The organism is Methylocystis sp. L43, assembly GCF_015709525.1.
Classification (GTDB): domain Bacteria; phylum Pseudomonadota; class Alphaproteobacteria; order Rhizobiales; family Beijerinckiaceae; genus Methylocystis.
On the sequence record NZ_JADNRA010000031.1, the window covers coordinates 142,271 to 160,638 of the forward strand.

Below are 18,368 nucleotides of genomic sequence, written 5' to 3' on the forward strand. Positions count from 1 at the left end.
TTTCAGTCTTTACAGCAGCGACGCCGCCGACTCTTGCTTCAAGGCTCTGCCCCCGCGCCATCCGCTCTTCCCCACGCCTCCGAGCCTGAACCGGCAAAATCCGGTGGTGTGACCTATCTATCGGCCCACTTTTGAAAAGTTTCAAACTAAACGACCCAGTTCAATTTAACGTTGACACGCGCCAAAGGGCAAGCATAAAACTGAACCGTTCAGTTTTACCTGGGTCCGATATGAGCTGGAGGGCGCCTCAAATATTCCGGCCGTTGCTCAACCCGCATTGGGGAGACCGCCTTGTTCTTCTGCTGGAAAGGCCGAAGGCGAGTTCGAAGGGCAGGGCGGCGGCGCTGGGGCTTCTGGTTGCCGCGTTTCTTTCCGGCTGCGCTGTAGGCCCCGACTTTGCTGCGCCCAATGCACCCCTGGGCGCGGGCTATGCGGTAGGCAAGCCTTCTAACATCACCCAGTCGGCGGCCATCGCGGGCGGCGGCGCACAAAGGCTCGTTCCTGGCCGCGACATTCCGGGGGAATGGTGGCGACTGTTCCGCTCGAAGCAGATTTCGGCGCTCGTGACCGAGGCGGTCAACAATCATCCGAACATCGCGGCCGCGGAAGCGGCGCTTCGCCAGGCGCGCGAGACCACGGAAGCCGATGCGGCGTCCTTCTTTCCGTCGGCCACTCTGACCCAGAGCGTGGCGCGCACGCAAATGACGACGGCGCAATTCGGCGGCTTCTCGCAAAGCTCCTCGTCGAGCGGATCGCAAGGCTCGTCGTCGAGCGGGGCGACGGCGCTCCTTTATACGCTGCATAATTCGAATGTCGCCGTGTCGTTCACGCCCGACGTCTTCGGCAAGACGACGCGCACGGTTGAGAGCGATTTCGCCGCGGCCGAGTATCAGCGATTCCAGCTTGAGGCGACCTATCTGGCGCTGGCCGCCAATGTGGTGACCGCTGCGATCGCCGATTCCTCCTACGCCTCGCAGATCAAGGTCACGCGCGATCTCATCGCCGCCTATCAGAAGCAACTCGACATATTGCAAAAGCGCTTCGAGCTCGGCGCCGTGAGCGCGGCCGACGTGGTGTCGGAAAAGGCGCTCGTCGCTCAGGCGCAAGCGACGCTGCCGCCGCTCGAAAAAGCGCGCGCGCAGACGCGCAATCAGCTCATGGCCTATCTCGGCCGCTTTCCCAATGACGATAAGGGCGAAGCGATCGACATTGAGCATCTGCATCTACCGCGGGATCTGCCGCTCAGCTTGCCGTCTAATCTGGTGCGCCAGCGCCCGGACGTTCTTTCGGCGGAGGCTCAGTTGCATCAGGCGAGCGCCAATGTCGGCGTCGCCACGGCAAATATGCTGCCGCAGCTGACGTTGACGGGCAATGGCGGCAGTCAGGCGTCGAATTTCGCGCAATTGTTCTTGCCGCAAACCTCGGTCTACAATCTTGCGACGCAGCTCTCCGGCCAGGCGTTCGACGCCGGCAAATTATTCCATCAGCGCGAGGCGAAGCTGGCCGCGCTGGAACAGGCGGAAGCGCAATATCGCGCCACCGTGATCAGCGCCTTCCAGAATGTCGCCAACGCCTTGCAGTCGATCAAGCATGACGCGGCGACGCTGCGTGCGCAGGTTGCGGCGGAAAAGGCCGCCGCCGAAAGCCTGGATATTTCGCAAGCCCAATATTTGGCGGGCTCGACGACCTATCCGACGGTGCTCAACGCCGCGCAGACCCTGCTCAACGCCCGTCTCAATCGCGTCCAGGCGCAGGCGGCGCGCTTCTCGGATACCGCGGCGCTGATGCAGGCGCTCGGCGGCGGGTGGTGGAATCGCCTCGACGAGACGCCGGCGTCGCTTCCCAAACCCACTGACCTCGTTTCAACCCTGCCGATCGCAGCGGCGATACGCGCCGAGGCTGAGGAGCGCTCCCGTGCCCGTTAACACGCTTTTGCAAGACCGTCTCGGATCGATGTTCAAGCCCATGATGATCATGCTGGCGATCGTCGCCCTCGTGTTCGCAGGCCTTTACGGTTTCGTCAGTTTCCGCTCGATGATGATCGGGCGGTTCCTCGCCTCCATGGCCAATCCGCCGCAGACCGTGTCGGTGACGACGGCCGCCTATCGGGAATGGCGCCCGAAGTTTTCCGCCATCGGCACATTCCGCGCCGTCAATGGCGCGGACCTCTCGCTCGAAACCTCCGGCATCGTTGAGAAGATCCACTTCCAGTCGGGCGAGGACATCAAGGCGGGGCAAATTCTCATCGAGCTGCGCAAGGATACGGACAACGCCCGGCTCGAAGCCTTGAAAGCCACCGCGGAGCTCAACGCCATCAACCTGCGCCGCGACCAGTCGCAGCTCAAAATCCGCGCCGCGAGTCAGGCGACTGTGGATACGGACATCGCCAATCTGCGAAGCGCCAACGCCCAGGTCGTTCAGCAGGAGGCGGTGATCGCGCAAAAAACCCTGCTCGCGCCCTTCGCCGGAAGGCTCGGCATCCGTCAGATCGATCTTGGCCAATATATCGGCGCCGGAACGGTGATCGTGACCTTGCAGGCGCTCGATCCGATCTTTCTCGACTTTGTCCTGCCGCAGCAGGACTTGAATGGCGTCTCGGTCGGACAAACCATCGCCGCGACGGTCGACGCCTTTCCCGGCCAGAGCTTTACGGGCAAGATCGACGCCATCAGCTCCAAGGTGGATCTCGCAAGCCGCAACGTGCAGATCCGCGCGAGCCTCGCCAATGCCGAACGCAAGCTGCGGCCCGGCATGTTCGCTTCGGTGGAAATCGCGACCGGCAAGCCCCAGCGCCTCATCACGCTGCCGCAAACGGCGATCGTCTACGCGCCTTTCGGCAATTCGGTGTTCCTTGCGCAAAAAAGCAAGGAGAGCGCCGATAAGAAGGCGCCGCAAAGCCCCGGGCTTGTCGCGCATCAAGCCTTCGTTCGGCTCGGCGAGACGCGCGGCGACGAAGTCTCGGTGCTTGAAGGGGTGCCCGAAGGCGCCACGGTCGTCACGGCGGGTCAGGTCAAGCTGCGCAACGGCGCGCCGCTCGCCCTTTCGCAAGAGCCGTCACCGCCTGTCGACGCCTATCCCAAGCCCCTGGATCAGTGAACGGAGATTTCGCAAGATGCGTTTCACCGACATTTTCGTGCGCCGTCCGGTGCTCGCCACGGTGGTGAGCCTGCTGATCTTGGTGCTTGGCCTCAGATCGCTGGCGACTTTGCCCGTGCTGCAATACCCGCGCACGCAAAACGCCGTCGTCACGGTGATGACGTACTATTTTGGCGCCGATCCGGCGACCGTCGCCGGTTTCGTCACGACGCCGCTCGAAAACGCCATCGCGCAGGCGAACGGCATCGACTATCTCACCTCGACGAGTCAGATCGGGGTGAGCACGATCACCGCCAATCTGCGCCTGAACTATGATTCCGGCAAGGCGCTGACCGAGATCAGCACCAAGGTCGATTCGGTGCTCAACCAATTGCCGCAGACCGTCCAGCGTCCTGTCATCACCGTCAAGATCGGCCAAACGACCGACGCCATGTACCTTGGCTTCAACAGCGACATCCTCACGCCGAGCCAGGTGACGGACTATCTCATCCGCGTCGTGCAGCCGCGTTTGCAATCGGTGCCGGGCGTGCAGACGGCGGAGCTTATCGGCGGCAAGACTTTTGCGCTCAGAGCCTGGCTCGATCCGGTGAAGCTCGCCGCCTATGGGCTCACCGCCAGCGAAGTGGCGGCGTCCCTCCAGAGCAATGACTATATCGCCGGCCTCGGCTCGACCAAGGGCCAATGGGTTCAGGTCAATCTCTCGGCGGCGACGTCGCTCCATTCACTCGAGGAGTTTCGTAACCTCGTCGTCAAGCAGGTGAACGGCGCCAATGTGAAGCTGCGCGACGTCGCCAATGTCACGCTCGGCGCCGACGATTATGAATCCTCGGTGTCGTTCGACGGCAAGCAGGCGGTCTATATCGGCATTCTCGTGGCGCCGAACGCGAATTTGCTCGATGTCGTCAAAGGCGTCAAAGACGCCTATCCCGACATTGTCAAAGCGCTGCCCCAAGGCTTGAACAGCGAGATTGTCTACGACACGACGAATTTCGTGAACAGCTCCATCGACGAGGTGATTCACACGCTGATCGAAGCGGTCCTCATCGTCACCGCCGTCGTCTTCGTGTTTTTGGGATCATGGCGCTCGGTGCTGATCCCGATCATGGCAATTCCGCTTTCGCTCATCGGCTCGCTGACGTTTCTCCTCGCTCTCGGCTTCTCGATCAATCTGCTGACGCTTCTCGCGCTGGTGCTGGCGATCGGCCTCGTGGTCGACGACGCGATCATCGTCGTCGAAAACGTGAACCGGCATCTCGGAGAAGGCCTGACGCCTGTCGACGCCGCGCTGCTGGCCGCGCGGGAGCTCGCGGGGCCGATTATCGCGATGACGATCGTGCTGATCGCCGTCTATGTGCCGATCGGCTTTCAGGGCGGCCTCACCGGCGCGCTCTTCGTCGAATTCGCTTTCACTCTGGCGGCGGCGGTCACCGTGTCGGGCATTGTCGCGCTCACTTTGTCGCCGGTGAGCTGCGCTTTGGCGCTCAAGGCCCCTGAGCGGGGGAAGCAGACGCTTGAGTCTCGCATCGTCGGCTACATCGACGCGCGGATGGACGCCGTCCGGGACAGCTATCACCGCCTGCTGGACTCCTCTCTCAATTACGTGCCGGTGACGCTCGTCTTCGGCGGGCTGGTGCTTTCGAGCATCTATTGGCTCTACGCCAGCGCCAAGAGCGAACTCGCGCCAAACGAGGATCAGGGCATCATTCTGGCGCAGGCGACTCCGGCGCCAAACGCCACTCTCCAGCAAAAGCTGTACTACGCCGATCAGGCATATAAAATCATCGCCAAGCACCCAGAGACCGACAGCGTGTTCCAGATCAATTCGCCGGCGGCGAATCTGACCGGCGTGGTGCTCAAGCCCGCGGATGAGCGCAAGGTCGGCGCGGAGGCCTTGCAGCATATGCTCCAGCAGGAGCTGAGCGCCGTTGCGGGCGTGCGCTTCGTCGCCTTCCAGCCGCCGCCGCTCCCCGGCTCGATGGGCTTGCCGATTCAATTCGTGTTCCAGAGCACCGACCCTTTCGAGAAGATGGACGGCATCTCCCGCGAATTCTTGTCGAAAGCTCTGGCGACGGGAAAGTTCATGTTCCTCGACACCGATCTCAAGATCGACCAGCCGCAGTTGTCGCTTGTCATCGACCGGGAAAAGACCGCGCAACTCGGCCTGAGAATGATCGACGTCGGCGGGGCGCTCACCACCGCGCTGAGCGGCGGCTATACGCAATATTTCGGGCTCGCCGGCCGTTCGTACAAAGTCATTCCGCAGGTCGCCCAACGGTTTCGACTAAATCCGGATCAGATCTTGAATTATTACATCAAGACGGCGGACGGCTCCTTGGCGCCGCTTTCGACCGTCGCCAAGCTCGAAACCGCGATCGTTCCCGAGTCACTCAATCATTTCCAGCAGATTAATTCGGTGACGATTTCTGGCGTGGCCGCGCCGGGCGTCATCGCCGGCGAGGCGCTCGACGCGCTGAAAGAGGTCGCGCGCCAAGCGTTGCCCGCGACCTATACGATCGACTATGCCGGACCCTCGCGTCAGTTCTTTCAGGAGTCGAGCGGCTTCGCGGTGACGTTTGGCTTCGCCCTCATCATCATCTTTCTGGCGCTGGCCGCGCAATTCGAGAGCTTCCGCGATCCGCTGATCATTCTCGTATCCGTCCCAATGTCGATCGCCGGCGCGCTGGTTTTCATCATGCTCGGCTTTGGCGGCGCGAGCATCAATATTTACACGCAGGTCGGTCTGGTGACGTTGATGGGGCTGATCAGCAAACACGGCATTCTGATCGTGGAGTTCGCCAATGAATTGCAGCACGGCGGCATGTCGAAACGGGAAGCGATCCTGCAGGCCACGTCCATTCGCCTGCGTCCGATCCTTATGACCACCGCGGCGATGGTGCTCGGCGTCTTGCCGCTCGTCATGGCGGCGGGCGCGGGCGCGGCGTCGCGCTTCAACATGGGTCTGGTGATAGCGTCGGGCCTTTCCATCGGCACCCTGTTCACGCTGTTTGTTCTGCCCGCAGTCTATCTCGTGCTCGCGGCGGACCATTCAGGGTTAGGAAAGAAGGCCGCGCTCGATCTTGTGTCGCCAGCGCATCCATAAATACGGTCGGAGATCGTTGTTAAAGAGGATCCATGAACATGTTGCGTAAGGCTGACGCGACTCGCCGACCACTATCTATCTCGTCAACGTCGTTACATGCGTGACATGGAGCCTAATCTCGTTGCGCGAGATCGGCTTCGCAAAACCACGCCTGGCGGACGCGGTGGCTGCGAGGAAAAGTTGAAGCGCGAGCGTCTTGCCACATGGAAAAACGTTGGACTGCAAATCAGGAGGGGACCGACTCAGCGTCGGTCTGATAGGCGTCATTCAGAATAAGATGTGCGAGACTGCGTGCAGAATCGTCCCAGGAATAAACAGGCATTTTTTCTTTTTCGATCGGTTCTCGATAGAGCTTCTCGATTTTGTCGGCCAAGTCGATCGAGTCGAGTAAATTGAAATAGCGGACGTGATCTCCGCCAGTTTCGTGGAACACGGGCAAATCCGAGGCGATAACGGGAACTCCGTAATGACCCGCTTCAACAAGCGGGAGGCCAAATCCTTCGATCATTGACGGATAAACCAATGCGCGCGCATGGGCGTAGCAGTGATGAAGATCGGCGTCGCTCGCCTTATCGAGCCATAGGAGGCGTCGGCCAAATTCGCAGTGTTGTTTGATCCGATGTTCGAGAGATTCGCTTTGCCAGCCTGCTCGACCAATAATGACGTAACGGGCGTCGATCCCGCGCGACCAAAGACGTTCGAACGCGTCAAGCGCTATCGGATAGCATTTTCGGGGTTCAAGAGTGCCTACGCTTAGAAAGTAAGGCGTTTCGCTTGTCGTCACAATTTTGGCCTCGGAAGAAGTTTCGGAATCATCTTTGTCGTCGAAATCCGCGCCCAGTCGCCACCAGCCGATGCGAAGATGCGGCTTTGTGGCGAGGTCTTTGCGAGCGACGTAAGCGACGAAATTCATCGCAGTGCTCTTTGAGACGCATATGATGCGATCGCTTTTCAGCACGAGTTTTTCGAACCACTCGCTGAATTCCTCAGTCATTCGCGGGGTGACGCTGAGCGGATGGATCAAGGGGATCAGGTCGTGCAGGACAGTTATGAGCTGTCCGTCGACATCGGTGAGACGCTGAATGAGCGGCAGATGTTCCGAAAGCATGCCCCAGCTTGCGTCGAGGAGCATGAATTTGTCGCCTTCCCTGAACGTAATCGAGGTCGGGAGCAGCGGATGATCGTAGTAGGGAAGAAGTTCACCATTTTCGACAACTACGGGAAGTGCAAATCGATCTCGGATCGATCTCTTGGCTATTTCGCGAACGACGCGCTGAACGCCGGTTTTCCCGCCGACGCGGAGCGTTGGCGTAACATCAATGAAGACACGGCAAGATCTGGCCGAGGCGAGCGTGTCGTCCGAGGCGAGTTCTTTTGGCAAAAGAGGTCGACGCCTTTGTCTCGAGCGATCCTGAGTGCTCGATCCATCGTGCAGATGGCCAAGTCCGAGTTGCTTGGTCACGGTCCAGTAGAGTTCTCTCAATTTGAAATAGGCGAAAGCGGTTACTGGATCGAGCGCATCCGCCATGCGTCTGCGTTGGATCTCGAGGTTCTCTAGCTGAATCTGCGACGCGAGAAAAAGGGCGACCTCGCTTTCGTGTTCAATTGGCTGCTGCATCTTGCTCTTCTCTGGAGTATGCGCCGAATGCGCGGACGCGCCGCTTCAGAAGATTGGGGGGGCTTTGATATTGCTTTTCTGCGCCGCCGCGTTTCGCGGCGAGAGAGGGCGGCGACTGCATCGGCTCACTTCGTTTGCAAACGAGCCATTAATTTGCTTGCGACGTCGCCAAGCCGGCTCGCATAACGCTCAGATGAGTATTTCTCTTCGTACAATGCGCGCGTATCGCTCGTCATCGGATCGCTTCGTTCACTCATCCCGGGACGCTTCATCATGGCGGCGGCGAATTCTCTGGCGTCGTCTGCGATGAACACGTTGCGAAGCTGTGACGGATCGATCCCCATTCCCCTGAAAGCCTTCGATGTCGCAACGATCGGCAGTCCGCTGGAGAGTGCTTCCACGGTTTTGATCGAAAGGCCGTGCCCTTCTCGGGTCGGGAGGAGAATTAAAGCTGCATCGGCGTAGGCAGACTGTATTTCAGCTACTCTGCCACGGAAGAGATGGCGATGCTCTTTATACAGTACTGTGTCACGGCTCTTCACGCCATCGGCGATATCGCCAAAAATTGAAATCGATAGTTCAGGCACGCGCGGTACGATATACTTTAAAAACCAGCGAACGCTGATGTAGTTGGCCGCGTTGTTTCCTGCGACGAAGATCGCGCGGTCGCCATTGGCGCGAGGATGCGCGGAGGCTATCGAGGGATAGATCAGTTCGTGTTGAGCCAGAGGCAAAAGCTGCTCGAACGCCGCATGCTCCTCCGAATTCAAGTGAATGCAAATGTCGGCGCGCTTGATCCACTCGAGTTCGACGGCAAGCATGCTCCTATAGCCGGCGTAAGGCGGAATGCTAAACCCAGCGCGATTGCGGAGCTCGTATTGGCGAGCCTGAATGTCGTGCGTGTCGAGCACGACGGGAATACGGCGCATCGCGCGCATTTTCTCGACGAAAGGCTGTACAAAGAAGTGGTTGGCGTGAATCAGGTCGATAGCGTTCGTATCGAGCGCTTCGGGAAGGGGCGCGCGCTTCACCAGCTCCACCAGCCAGGTTGCCTGGTCGCCATGCGTTAAGGGCCACCAGCCGTCCTTCAGGAGCGTGGTCTTGAAGAGGTCGGGGATGGTGGCGGACGATTCATATCTCTCGTCGGCGGCGAGGTCCTGACTATGAAGCCTGTACTCTTTCCAGCGTGCGCCGCGGCCAACGGAGGGCGTGACATCGTCCATAAGCGCGATGGAAAGCACACGCGCTCCGAGTTTTTTGTAGGCGCTTATTTGACTAGCGATAACCTGATGCGTTCCGCAGGAATGCCACGCAGGATGCACGACGGCGACTGTTTTTCCTGATAGCGCGGCGCGACCTGGACCTAATTGATGTATCGACATCCCGACGATCCCCTTTGGGCGTCAAGGTCGAACTCTCAGGGGACATTTATTTGCTCGATTCGTTTCGATTTGTTTCGAGGTCGGTTTTGGGCAGCGACACTCTCGCGATGAGGCCGCCGCCGGTTCGCTCATCCAACGTCAGGCGTCCGCAGTGGGCTTCGACGATGGCCCGCGCGATCGCCAGGCCGAGCCCGAAGCCTTCGTTTGTGTTCGAGGACGCGCCTGCGTCTCCTCGCTCGAAAGGTTCGAGCATCAATTCCCTCTTTGCCTGAGGAATGCCCGGACCACTGTCGACGACCTCGACGACCGCCGCGTCATCGCTTTCGATCAGCCTGACTTCGGGCCTTTCTCCGTATTTGACAGCATTGTCTATGAGGTTGGAGAACGCGCGTTGCAGATCGTCCGGGCTACCCAGAACGTTGACGTGATCCACTCCGTCGTAGCGTGCATGGGCGCCCACATCGACGAACTGATCGACAATCGCCTGCAACAGGCTCGCCAGATCCAGCGCGACGACCTCCTGCTGGAAACCACCGCGCAGATAGTCGAGGCAGCCGCCGACCATAGCCTCCATCTGGTCGAGGTCCCGCAGCAGTTTCGCTTTCGTGTCGCTGCTTTCAATATATTCGGCGCGAAGACGCATCCGCGTGATGGGCGTCCGAAGATCATGGCTGACCGACGTCAGCATTCGCGTTCGCTGCGAGGCCATTTCGGCGATGCGACGCTGCATGCGGTTGAAGGCTCGCGTCGCCTTTCGGACCTCTTCGGGTCCGGTCTCCGCGAGCTGCGCCGGCACGCTGTCAAGTCCGAAGGATTCGGCGGCGTTCGCGAATTTCGTGAGGGGGCGCGTCAGCGACAGCGCGGCCCATAGGGAGAATATGAACAAGCTCACCGCGACGAAGCCCAGGGTGACGATCGCGAACCGTGGAAACCCGGGAGGCCGGATCGGGGCGTCGAGCAGGAATTGCTGCCCATCGTGCAACGACCCGCTAAATCGCTTGTTGTCATCGTGCGCTGCGATCTCGACTCCAACGGGGAGGCGAAAACGAAAATAAACTGGCTGCGCCCCGTTGCGCGTGACGACTCCTGGCTCTGAGAGCGCGACGTGAAACCCCGGAAAGTTCTCGTTGAAACCTGTTGCGATGGCTGGCCTTTCCGCTGCGGAGGCGGCGTCCAAAGCGGTTAAAGCCGCCACGACAATGGAGGCGCTCAGGTCGCGAGGGTGGCCGGGAGCGGGTTCGGACAGGAAGATGATCGTCGTCACGGCTGCGTGGAACAGGCCGACGCATAGAAGCAGGAGAAGCGCCAGCTGCACATTGATGTTTCGGAGCGCAGACATTCTCACTTTGAGGTGACTTTCGCCCTGAATGTGTAGCCCATCGACCGAACGGTCTGAATGAGCGCTGGGTCTCGCGGGTCGTCCTCGATCTTTTGACGGAGCCGGCTTATCAGGATGTCCACGCTGCGCTCGGTCGTGGATGACGCCTTCAGCTCATCGCGCGAGAATATTTTTCCGGGATTTCGGCAGAGCGTCAGCAACAGGTCGAATTCCGCGCTCGTGAGGATCACCCGCACGCCGGTCGGACCCAGTAGGCGCCGTGCGGAAGAGTCCAGGAGGAATCCAGAAAAGCTATAGGCGCTAAATTGCGGGGACGGTTCAAGATCCGGAGCAGTCCGCCGGAGGACGGCCCCGATGCGCGCGAGCAGTTCACGCGGAACGAAAGGTTTGACCAAATAGTCGTCGGCGCCGAGTTCGATTCCAAGTATACGGTCCGTGTCTTCGCCGCGCGCGGTCAGCATGATCAATGGGGGGCTTCCCGTGTTCCGCAAGCGCATGCAGATGGAAAATCCATCCTCGTCCGGAAGGTTGACGTCGAGCACGATCAGATCGACCTGCGCGCTCGCGAGAACTTCGTCCATCTGTTTGCCGTCACGGGCAAGCATCACCTTAAACCCGTTGTCGCCGAGGTATGTCGATAAGAGCGATCTAATATCCTCGTCGTCCTCTACGACGAGGATCCGCCGCCTATCGGCCGCGCTTGATGCGGGTGTGTTCAAGGTCAGAGAGTTCACCTACTCGCGGCTTCGAGCCAGCGGCGAGTTCCAAATCGAGAGTTCCGCACAGCTGTGTCGAGATTCTGGCGCGGTTGTTTCGTTTTGTTGCGCGCAGCAACGCAGCGAATGACAGCCTCCAATCGTTGGCGTTCTCGCCTCCTCACGCCCGCAGGCAGTCTGAATTCGAACGAACGCTGGCGGCGCTCAAGGAGTCAGCTTCGAAAATAACTTCTGGATAGAACCGTAGCAGAAAATCTCGATATTGATGAAGGACATATAAGATAACGCCTCTCGGCAAAGCATCTCGCCATTCAGTGCTGCTTCCACAACGATAATGCGACGAGAGATCTATCACGCCCTGTTGCCGGCCGGTCATCGCGGCGAACGAAAACCTATCAGGATCAGGCATCAGCGCGTTTCTCAAGACCTCCGTTCGAGACAGTTCGCGAAAGAAGTTCGCTGCGTTTGCGGTTATGTCCTCCATGCGCAATGTAACGATCCGTAAGTCGTCATACTTCCACGAGATCATATCGCACAAAGGACCGTTCGTCTCCGGCTGAAAGTGACGCGATTCCAGAAACGCCAAGGTCAAGGCCATGCCGACGTCTTGGTCTACTTCACTCAAAACACTCCTCTGACCAATCAGGAGGTCCCATCCATCGATCGGATGTGTTCGGAGGTGGGAGTAGTATGCGGAGACGACGACACTCAAAGGATTCCTTATAACGTGCATGCATTGCATGTCCGCAGAAATATGATTCTTTATGCTGAAATAGTCAGCGTTCAGTACGACAATGACATCATTGCCCGAGTTGAGCGCCATTTCCATAGTATATCCTGACTCTGAGCATTGTCGTCCCCATGGGATCGCGATGTATTTCAAATTATTCTCGCGACAAATGTCCGCAACAATCGATGTCAACCAGGTCGATGCGCATTTGTGGTGCGTAAATAATGCAAGTTTTTTGCGTTTGTTTAGCAAGTATCGAATGCGGCAGGCGATATCAAAAGCGTTTATCACTGTAGTCTCTGATGCCTGGCAGAACAGCTTTATTGCTCACGGCTTGGCCGGGCAAGTGGACGCGCGAATGTTCCGCACAGGAGTGTCGAGATTCCGGCTGGCCAGTTTCAGTTTGTTTCTGACAGCTGGGCGGATCTGCATTTATGTGCCGCCATAGAGAGGTAGATCAGTGCCGCCTCAGATCACTGCGCCGGCGCCGACCGGCTAAGGCGAGGGAAACAGCGCATCGCTTTTTCCGGTCAGCCGATAGGCGACGAGTCCCGCCCACTCATGCACGGCGAATTCCACAAGGCCGAGCGCTTTCGTCGCGAAACGCGGGAATTCGAGTCTGGAGTCGCCGCTGGTGCGATAGTCGACCGGATAGGCGATCACATCGAAGCCCGCCTGACGGAACACGCCGACGGCGCGCGGCATGTGAATCGCCGAGGTGACGAGCAGCCAGCGCGCGCCGGGCTTGGGACGAAGCAGTTCGCGCGTGAAGACGGCGTTCTCGTAAGTATTGCGCGAGCGGCGCTCGTAGAGAATGTCGCCCTGGTCCAGTCCGATCTCACGCCAGAAGCGCTGCACCGCGTCGGCTTCAGAGTAGGGCGAAGCCTGCAGCGCGGCGGAGCCGCCGGTAAAGACGAGACGCGCGCCCGGATATTTGCGCTTCAGCGCGATTGGCGCGGTCAGGCGCTCGGCGGCGTCGACCAGCGTCGGACGATTGCGGCTGGCGCTCAGCCGCTCGTCAATCGTCCCGCCGAGCACGATAACGCCGTCGGGCGCCGGCATATCGTCGGGCGGAGGGGGAAGACGCGCCTCGAGCGGACCCGCAAGGAGACCGCCGAGCGGTCCGAAGGCCATCAGCAGCAAGGCGAACGCGCTGACGGTCGAGAGCGCGCGTCCCCAAGTTCGCCAGCGCGAGAACAGCAGCGTCGCGCCAATGACGGCGAGAAAAATGAAAAAGTGGACAGGCGCCAGAACGAACGCGGAGATTTTCGAGACGATGAAGAACATCGGTTCACGCAGATTCCCGGCGCGTCATCGCATGCAAAGCGGCGGAAGCGAAGGCGTTGCGGACGGCTTCGCTTCGCCCGTAACGACGCCTTCGCCGCGACCGATCACATATTCGGATAGTTCGGTCCGCCGCCGCCTTCCGGCGGCACCCAGGTGATGTTCTGCGCCGGGTCCTTGATGTCGCAGGTCTTGCAGTGCACGCAATTTTGCGCGTTGATCACAAAGCGCGGATCGCGGCGCGTCGCCTCATCGGCATAGACGACTTCGTAGACGCCCGCCGGGCAATAGAGTCGCGCGGGCTCGCCGTAGATCGGGAGATTGCGCGCGATCGGAATCGCGGGATCAGCAAGCTTCAGATGAACCGGCTGATCCTCCTCGTGATTGGTGTTCGAGACGAACACCGAGGACAGCTTGTCGAAGACGACATCGCTGGCGCGCTTCGGGTAGACGATCGGCGTGACTTCCGAGAGCGGCTTTAAGGTCTCGTAATCGGCCTTGCCGTGCTTGAGCGTGCCAAAGAAGGAAAAGCCGAACAGCTCATTCGTCCACATGTCGAGGCCAAAGAGCGGCGCGCCGAGATAGGTGCCGTATTTCGACCAGAGCGGCTTGACGTTGCGCACGGGCTTCAAATCGCGGCCGATCTCGGAGGCGCGCCAAGCGGCGTCATAGGCGTCCACCGCGTCATGCGCGCGGCCTTCGCCGATCGCCGCCGCGATATGTTCGGCGCACAGAATGCCCGAAACAATGGCGTTGTGGGAGCCTTTGATACGCGGCACGTTCATGAAGCCCGCGGCGCAGCCGACCAGCGCGCCGCCCGGCATGACGAGCTTTGGCACGCTCTGCCACCCGCCCTCCGTCAGCGCGCGCGCCCCATAGGAAAGACGTTCGCCGCCTTCGAGCGTCGGCGCGATCAGCGGATGCGTCTTGAAGCGCTGAAACTCGTCGAAGGGAGAGAGCGTCGGATTTGAATAGTTGAGATGCACGACGAAACCGATCGACACGAGATCGTCGTCGAAATGATAGAGGAAAGAGCCGCCGCCGGTGTCGGCCGCAAGCGGCCATCCGAAGGAATGCTGCACAAGTCCATCCTTGTGCTTCTCTTTCGGAATGCGCCAAAGCTCCTTGAAGCCGATGCCGAACTTCTGCGGCTCGCTGTTGGCGCAAAGGTCGTATTTCGCCAGCAATTGCTTGGTGAGCGAACCGCGCGCGCCTTCGGCGAAGATCGTATATTTGCCTTTGAGCTCCATCCCGCGGGTGCAGCTGTCTTTCGGTTTGCCGTCGCGGCCCACGCCCATGTCGCCGGTCGCCACGCCGACGATTTCGCCCTTGTCGCCGTAAAGAACTTCGGCGCCGGCGAAACCAGGATAGATCTCGACGCCGAGGTTTTCGGCTTCCGAGGCGAGAAAGCGCACGACATTGCCGAGCGAGCCGATGAAATTGCCGTGATTGTTCATCAGCCGCGGCATCAACATATTGGGAATGCGAATGCCGGCCTTTTCCGACAGCAGGAGAAAATGGTCCGTATGCACCTGAGTCTTCAGCGGCGCGTCGTCGCGCGTGCGCCACTCCGGCAGAAGCCGGTCGAGGCCGATCGGATCGATGACCGCGCCGGAGAGAATATGCGCGCCGGGCTCGGAGCCTTTCTCGATGACGACGACGGAGAGATCCGGCGCAACTTGCTTCAGGCGAATCGCCGCGGCGAGGCCAGCCGGTCCTGCGCCGACCACGACCACGTCATATTCCATAGATTCGCGTGGCGGCAGCTCCGTATCTTCAGCCATTTTCAATCCCTTTTGCCTTTTCTTGGAGGCATTCTAGCCTTTTTGCCGCCGCCGCGGCAAAAGGAGTTTCGCCTTCGGGAGGAGCTTTGTTGGAGGCGCCCTCGCGGCGAGGTTCGCCGCGCGGCGGGATGAGGTGCATAATAAGGCCATGCTCGATCCGCTCTACGCCTACGCCGCATGAAGCGGCTCGCGGTCTTCATCGCGCTGGCGCTCCTGGCCATCGTCGTTTGGCGCGTCGCCTATCGTCCGGCGATTCCCGCCGACATCTTTCTGGGCTATGTCGAAGGAGAGATGCTCTACATCGGCCCTCACGAGACCGAGAGGGTCTCGAGCCTTGCGGTTTCGGCTGGCGCCCAGGTAAAAAAGGGCGATCCGCTGTTCACGATGTCGACGACGCTTCTCGATCGCGTGCGCGACGAGTCCTCGGCGCGCCTTGCCCAACTCGAGGCGCAAGTCGAAAATCTGCGGGCGGCGATGAATCGGCCCGAGCAGATCGCGGTTTTGCAAGCCGCGCTGGAGCGCGCCGAAGCCGCTCTCCAATTGTCCCGCGCTGATTATGAGCGGCAGCGAAAGCTCTACGCCGAAGGCCATGTCGCAAAGGCGGCGCTCGATCGCGCGTCGATGGCCCGCGCGCGCGACCAGGCGAGCGTGAAGGAAGCGCGCCGGCAAGTCGAGGCGGGGCGCATGGCGAGCCGTTCGCAGGAGATCGAAGCCGCGGAAGCAAGCTTAAAGCAGGCGCGCGCGCAACTCGACGCGCTGAACATCCGCATCACGCGCCAGAGCGTGGTCGCGCCAGCCGACGGCGTCGTGCAAGACGTTTTTTTCCGCCCCGGCGAGATCGTTAACGCTGGACAGCCGGTCGTCGCGCTATTGCCGCCCGAGAATCGCAAAGTGCGCTTCTTTGTTTCCGAGCCAGAGCTGCCGAAGATCTCGCTGGGCGAACGCATGCGCGTCACTTGCGACGGCTGCGCCGATGATCTCTTTGGGCGCGTCAGCTATATCGCCAGCCGGCAGGAATATACGCCCCCCGTGATCTTCAGCGACAAGGAGCGCGCGAAACTCGTTTTTAAGGCCGAAGCGCGCCTGGAAGGCGCGGCGCGCGCCTTGCCCCTTGGCATGCCGGTCGCGGTCAGGCCGGCGCCCGAGCCGACGGGAACGGCGCAATGAGCGTCGACAGCGACATCGCGATCGACGTGCGCGGGCTGACCAAATTCTTCGGCGCCAAGAAGGTCGTCGACAATTTCACGCTGCAGGTGGCGCGTGGTCACATCCAGGGCTTTCTCGGCCCGAACGGCAGCGGCAAGACGACGACGATCCGCATGATCTGTGGCCTGCTGACGCCCGATTCGGGCGAGGGGAGGTGTCTTGGCTACGACATCCGCCGCCAGCAGGAGGAGATCAAGCGTTATGTCGGCTACATGACGCAGGGTTTTTCGCTTTATCGCGATCTCACGATTCGCGAAAATCTGGAATTTGTGGCGCGCGTCTACGGCCTCGAAGCGCCGGAGGACGCGGCTCAAGCGGCGCTGGAGCGCCTGGGGCTCGTCGCGCGCGCCGATCAGCTCGCCGGCGAACTGTCCGGCGGCTGGAAGCAGCGACTGGCGCTTGGCGCATGCATCCTCCCGGGCCCGTCGCTGCTCCTCCTCGACGAGCCGACCGCGGGCGTCGATCCCAAGGCGCGCCGCGACTTCTGGGACGAGATCCATCATCTGGCGACGCAAGGCTTAACGGTGCTCGTCTCGACGCACTACATGGACGAAGCGGAGCGCTGTCACCAGATCGCCTATATCGCCAATGGACGGCTGCTCGCTTCGGGCACGATTCCGGAGATCATCGCCAGCGCGAATCTCTCGACTTGGGTGGTGACGGGCGAGGGCCTCGATCCGCTCAGCAGCCAATTGAAACGTCAACCCGGCGTGGACATGGTTGCGCGCTTCGGCTCGGCGCTGCACGTCGGCGGGCGCGATGAAGCCGCGATGGAGCGCGTCGCGGAGCGCTATAGCGCCGAAGGGCTTCATCATTGGAGACGCGACGAGCCATCGCTCGAAGACGTGTTCATTGATTTGATGACTCGCGCTGGAGCCGACCAGTGAGCACGCAGGAAGGCCTGCCGCGCGTCGTTCCCCGTCCGGCGCGACGCGGCGCGCTCGCCCAGTCCTGGCAGCGTTTCGTCGCGATGTTCGTCAAGGAGTTCATTCAGCTTCGGCGCGACCGGCCGACCTTTGCGATGATCGTCGGCATTCCGATCATTCAGCTGATGCTCTTTGGATATGCGATTAACACCGATCCCAAACATCTGCCGACGGCCGTGCTGACGGGCGACGACAGCCCGATCGCGCGCGCGCTGATCGGCGCCTTGCGCGCCACCGATTATTTCAACATCAAATATGTCGCGCGCGGTGAGGCCGACGCCGACAAATTGATCCTCTCGAACAAGGTGCAGTTCGTCATTCAAATTCCGCCCGATTTCTCTCGCCAGCTCATCCGCGGCGAAAAACCGGGGCTGCTTCTCATCGCCGACGCCACGGACCCGACGGCGACCTCGGGCGCGGTCGCCGCCGCGCTCGGCGCCGCGAATCAGGCGCTCGACCGTGAACTGACCGGACCGCTGGCGTCGCTTGCGCAGAACGCGCCGCCTTACGAGATCCGCGTGCATCGGCGCTACAATCCGGCTGGAGAGACGCGCCGCAACATCGTGCCCGGACTGATCGGCACGATTTTGACCATGACGATGCTGATGTATACGGCGATGTCGGTCACGCGCGAAATCGAACGCGGAACGATGGAGGCCTTGCTCGCCATGCCGGTGCGCCCGGTCGAGATCATGCTCGGCAAGATCGCGCCTTATGTGGTCGTCGGCGCCGTGCAGATGTCGACGATCCTCATCGTCGCTTCCTTGTTGTTTCAGGTGCCGGTGGTCGGTTCGCTCTTCACGCTCAGCGTGCTGACTCTGCTTTTTATCGTCGCAAATCTGTCGGTGGGCTACACTTTCTCGACCGTCGCGGTAAATCAGCTGCAGGCGATGCAGATGACCTTCTTCTTTTTTCTGCCGAGCATGCTTCTGTCGGGCTTCCTTTTTCCTTTCCACGGGATGCCGATGTGGGCGCAATATACGGGTGAGGCGCTGCCGCTTACCCATTATCTGCGCATTGTGCGCTCGGTGATGTTGAAGGGCTCTAACTTCGGCGATCTCGCCGTCGACGCCGGCGCGCTTGCGGCCTTCACGCTTGTTGCGATGAGCGTCGCGGTGATGCGGTTCCGGCAGACGCTGGACTGACGTTGACGACGCAATTTTCGGCGGCCTAACATTGGCGCGGAG

14 protein-coding genes are annotated in these 18,368 nt (G+C 60.5%); 7 read left to right on the forward strand and 7 right to left on the reverse strand.

Going from position 1 to position 18,368, the window contains the following annotated elements:
- Positions 1 to 230: 230 nt before the first annotated feature.
- The 3 genes from IYX23_RS12155 to IYX23_RS12165 are packed head-to-tail and all read left to right on the forward strand — an operon-like array spanning position 231 to position 6,196.
- Entirely contained in the window at positions 231 to 1,925 is a 1,695-nt protein-coding gene (locus tag IYX23_RS12155; protein ID WP_246716725.1) for an efflux transporter outer membrane subunit, read from the forward strand.
- A complete protein-coding gene (locus IYX23_RS12160; protein ID WP_196393002.1) occupies positions 1,915 to 3,096 on the forward strand; it encodes an efflux RND transporter periplasmic adaptor subunit in 1,182 nt (393 codons plus the stop codon). Before IYX23_RS12155 ends, IYX23_RS12160 begins: the two co-directional genes overlap by 11 nt.
- 16 nt (positions 3,097 to 3,112) lie before the next feature.
- Entirely contained in the window at positions 3,113 to 6,196 is a 3,084-nt protein-coding gene (locus IYX23_RS12165) for an efflux RND transporter permease subunit (protein WP_196393003.1), read from the forward strand.
- A 226-nt stretch (positions 6,197 to 6,422) separates the two neighbouring features.
- Here the strand turns inward: IYX23_RS12165 and IYX23_RS12170 are convergent, their stop codons facing one another.
- Positions 6,423 to 7,328, reverse strand: a complete 906-nt coding sequence (locus IYX23_RS12170) for a glycosyltransferase family 1 protein (protein ID WP_246716726.1) — start codon at positions 7,326 to 7,328, stop codon at positions 6,423 to 6,425.
- Between the two features lie 45 nt (positions 7,329 to 7,373).
- On the opposite strand from IYX23_RS12170, the gene IYX23_RS20270 reads away from it, so the two are divergent.
- Positions 7,374 to 7,754, forward strand: coding sequence for a hypothetical protein (locus tag IYX23_RS20270; protein WP_246716727.1), 381 nt, complete (start codon positions 7,374 to 7,376; stop codon positions 7,752 to 7,754).
- Between the two features lie 185 nt (positions 7,755 to 7,939).
- Here the strand turns inward: IYX23_RS20270 and IYX23_RS12175 are convergent, their stop codons facing one another.
- From IYX23_RS12175 to IYX23_RS12200, 6 genes are all read right to left on the reverse strand, one after another.
- Positions 7,940 to 9,196 carry a glycosyltransferase gene (locus IYX23_RS12175; protein WP_246716731.1) on the reverse strand — a complete coding sequence of 419 codons (1,257 nt, stop codon included), beginning with the start codon at positions 9,194 to 9,196 and terminating at the stop codon, positions 7,940 to 7,942.
- 46 nt (positions 9,197 to 9,242) lie between these two features.
- Positions 9,243 to 10,535, reverse strand: coding sequence for an ATP-binding protein (locus tag IYX23_RS12180; RefSeq protein WP_210330592.1), 1,293 nt, complete (start codon positions 10,533 to 10,535; stop codon positions 9,243 to 9,245).
- A 2-nt stretch (positions 10,536 to 10,537) separates the two neighbouring features.
- On the reverse strand, positions 10,538 to 11,269 hold the full coding sequence (locus IYX23_RS12185) for a response regulator (RefSeq protein WP_196393006.1): 732 nt from the start codon (positions 11,267 to 11,269) through the stop codon (positions 10,538 to 10,540).
- A gap of 142 nt (positions 11,270 to 11,411) precedes the next feature.
- The gene (locus tag IYX23_RS12190; protein WP_246716732.1) at positions 11,412 to 12,080 is read right to left on the reverse strand and encodes a hypothetical protein; all 669 of its coding nucleotides are present in this window, start codon (positions 12,078 to 12,080) and stop codon (positions 11,412 to 11,414) included.
- Between the two features lie 396 nt (positions 12,081 to 12,476).
- A complete protein-coding gene (locus IYX23_RS12195) occupies positions 12,477 to 13,268 on the reverse strand; it encodes a YdcF family protein (protein WP_196393007.1) in 792 nt (263 codons plus the stop codon).
- 104 nt (positions 13,269 to 13,372) lie between these two features.
- Complete coding sequence (locus tag IYX23_RS12200; protein ID WP_196393008.1) at positions 13,373 to 15,049, reverse strand: electron transfer flavoprotein-ubiquinone oxidoreductase; 1,677 nt, start codon at positions 15,047 to 15,049, stop codon at positions 13,373 to 13,375.
- Between the two features lie 177 nt (positions 15,050 to 15,226).
- Between IYX23_RS12200 and IYX23_RS12205 the strand changes: the two genes are divergently transcribed.
- Genes IYX23_RS12205 through IYX23_RS12215 form a run of 3 tightly spaced genes read left to right on the forward strand, consistent with a single transcriptional unit; the run spans position 15,227 to position 18,326 of the window.
- Positions 15,227 to 16,216 carry an HlyD family efflux transporter periplasmic adaptor subunit gene (locus IYX23_RS12205; RefSeq protein ID WP_196393009.1) on the forward strand — a complete coding sequence of 330 codons (990 nt, stop codon included), beginning with the start codon at positions 15,227 to 15,229 and terminating at the stop codon, positions 16,214 to 16,216.
- The gene (locus tag IYX23_RS12210; RefSeq protein ID WP_196393010.1) at positions 16,213 to 17,142 is read left to right on the forward strand and encodes an ABC transporter ATP-binding protein; all 930 of its coding nucleotides are present in this window, start codon (positions 16,213 to 16,215) and stop codon (positions 17,140 to 17,142) included. Before IYX23_RS12205 ends, IYX23_RS12210 begins: the two co-directional genes overlap by 4 nt.
- On the forward strand, positions 17,139 to 18,326 hold the full coding sequence (locus tag IYX23_RS12215; RefSeq protein WP_348643654.1) for an ABC transporter permease: 1,188 nt from the start codon (positions 17,139 to 17,141) through the stop codon (positions 18,324 to 18,326). Before IYX23_RS12210 ends, IYX23_RS12215 begins: the two co-directional genes overlap by 4 nt.
- The last annotated feature ends 42 nt before the right edge of the window (positions 18,327 to 18,368 follow it).